Annotated in this window: 4 protein-coding genes; 3 read left to right on the top strand and 1 reads right to left on the bottom strand. The window is 67.9% G+C overall.

Annotated features, from left to right (window positions below; translation table 11 throughout):
- The coding region (locus ACFQEU_RS14920; protein ID WP_379783438.1) for a UPF0146 family protein at positions 1 to 228 on the bottom strand (228 nt) is incomplete at its 3' end.
- Positions 229 to 267: 39 nt separating this feature from the next.
- Here ACFQEU_RS14920 and ACFQEU_RS14915 point away from each other — a divergent pair.
- From ACFQEU_RS14915 to ygfZ, 3 genes are all read left to right on the top strand, one after another.
- Complete coding sequence (locus tag ACFQEU_RS14915; protein ID WP_379783436.1) at positions 268 to 789, top strand: archaemetzincin family Zn-dependent metalloprotease; 522 nt, start codon at positions 268 to 270, stop codon at positions 787 to 789.
- A 75-nt stretch (positions 790 to 864) separates the two neighbouring features.
- Complete coding sequence (locus ACFQEU_RS14910; protein WP_379783434.1) at positions 865 to 1,164, top strand: DUF6432 family protein; 300 nt, start codon at positions 865 to 867, stop codon at positions 1,162 to 1,164.
- An 82-nt stretch (positions 1,165 to 1,246) separates the two neighbouring features.
- A partial coding sequence (ygfZ, locus tag ACFQEU_RS14905; RefSeq protein ID WP_379783432.1) for a CAF17-like 4Fe-4S cluster assembly/insertion protein YgfZ occupies positions 1,247 to 2,159 on the top strand: 913 nt, incomplete at its 3' end.

The following is a 2,159-nucleotide window of genomic DNA, read 5'->3' as shown; positions in this document are numbered from 1 at the left end:
CGCGGCGAGCGCGACGATGTCGGCCCGATAGAACCGGAGCGACCCGGGCGACTCGGAGGAGTGACCGTCGGCGGCATCGGCGACGTCGGCGACATCGATCGCGACCACGTCTCGCCCGCGGTCGGCAAGCGCCCGGGCGACACCGGGGCGTGTCCCGATCCCGATCTCCAGCAGTCGGTCGTATCGGCCGAGTTCGTCGACGAGCGCACGACGCGAAGGGGATACCACGTCGCGGGGTTTATGACCGCCGCGGTCAAAAGCGGTTCCATGCTCGTGGACATCGTCCCCGTCGGGGAAGTCACTCCGCGCGTGAAGCGGGAGGCTTCCGCCGCGCTCCGGTTGGTATACGACTGCGACGTCACGGTCCACGACGACCAGGCAGTGCCGGAGAGCGCGTACGACGCGGGACGAGACCAGTACCGCGCGGAAGACCTCATCGAGGTCGTCGGACGCGTCGGGAGCGGAGAGAAGAACATCGGGATCACGCCGCGCGACCTCTATTACCGCCGACGAAACTACGTGTTCGGGCTGGCGTACCTCAACGGAAGCGGCTCCGTTATCTCTACGCACCGACTTCGAACCTCCTCGGACGGCGGCGTGTCGACGAAGCCGGCGATCGACGTGTTCTCCGACCGCGTTCGCAAGGAGGTCGTTCACGAGATCGGCCATACGCTCGGGCTCGAACACTGCGACAACAGCAAGTGTGTGATGTCGTTCTCGCCGACCGTCCGCGAAGTCGACGTCAAAGAGGAGAACCTCTGTGGGACCTGTTCGCGACTGATCCGGTGACCTCGGATCACCGGGCAACGCCGGACGCCCGCGACTGCCGGTAGACGTAAACCCCACCCCGACGAAGCCATGGATATGGCCGCAAAGCCGGAGTATCGCGACCGTCCGGACGTCGAGGTCGCGGTGCTGGACGCGCTCGTCGACCGCGGTGACGAGGGGATGACCGTGTTGGAGCTCCGCGCCGCGGTCGACGCCGACATCGACGCGATAGAGGACGCCCTCTCGGCGCTGAAGGCCGACTCGCTGATCACCGTCGAGAGCGGCGACAGGGTTCGGGTGTACCCGCACGACCGGGTGGTTCCCGACCCCGAAGCGGACGACGAGGAGCCGACCGGCGGCATCGTCGACGCGATCCGCGACCGACTCGGGTTGTAGCGTCGGGAAGGTCGTCGACCCGCCAGTCCCGACCGAGACCGACACCCGCGACCTTTTGCCGTTCCCCCGCCTCGGTCCGGACATGACGCTCGTCTCCGACGCCCACGTCGATCACGGCGCGAGCTACCGCGACCGAAGCGACCGGAGGGTCGTCGACCACTACGGGAGGCCGGAGCGCGTCGGGAAGGCGGTCCGGAACGTCGTCGGAACCATCGAAATGGGGTACGGCGTGCTCGCCGTCACCGGCGCGGACCGCGTCGAATTCGTCGATAACGCCGTCACCAATCGCGTCCCCGACACGGACGGCCGCGGCGTGTACGCCCTGTTGCTCGATCCGCAAGGCGGGATCGAGACGGACATGTACGTGTACAACGCAGACGAACGGCTGCTCGTCTTCCTCCCCCCCGAACGAGCGGAACCGGTCCGGGAGGACTGGGCGAGCAAGACGTTCATCCAAGACGTTGCCATCGAGGACATCTCGGCCGATCTCGGCGTGTTCGGCGTTCATGGCCCGAAATCGACGGAGAAAGTAGCCTCGGTGCTGAACGGGGCCGGCGCGCCGGAGGAGCCGCTGACGTTCGTCCGCGGGTCGATGGTCGATGCCGGCGTCACGGTGATCGCGACCGACGCGCCGCTCGGCGAGGAGGGGTACGAGGTCGTCTGTGCGGCCGCCGACGCCCCCGAGCTGTTCGACACCCTGATCAACCGCGGGCTCAACGCGGCCCCGTTCGGCTACCGGACGTGGGACGCGTTGAGCCTAGAGGCGGGGACCCCCCTGTTCGAGTACGAGCTCGAAGGGGTCGTCCCGAACGTCCTCGGGATCCGAAACGCGCTCGACTTCGAGAAAGGGTGTTACGTCGGCCAGGAGGTCGTCTCCCGCGTCGAGAACCAGGGTCGACCGAGCCGCCGGCTCGTCGGGCTCCGTCTCGACGGCCTCCGCGAGGAGCTGTCACGGCTCGACCGAGACGCGGAGCCGGGCGCGGTGGCGGAGCGAC

It is taken from the genome of Halorubrum tibetense, assembly GCF_042661865.1.
Lineage (GTDB): Archaea > Halobacteriota > Halobacteria > Halobacteriales > Haloferacaceae > Halorubrum > Halorubrum tibetense.
The sequence above is the reverse complement of the archived record's forward strand: the minus strand, read 5'-3'. Positions and strand labels throughout refer to the sequence as shown.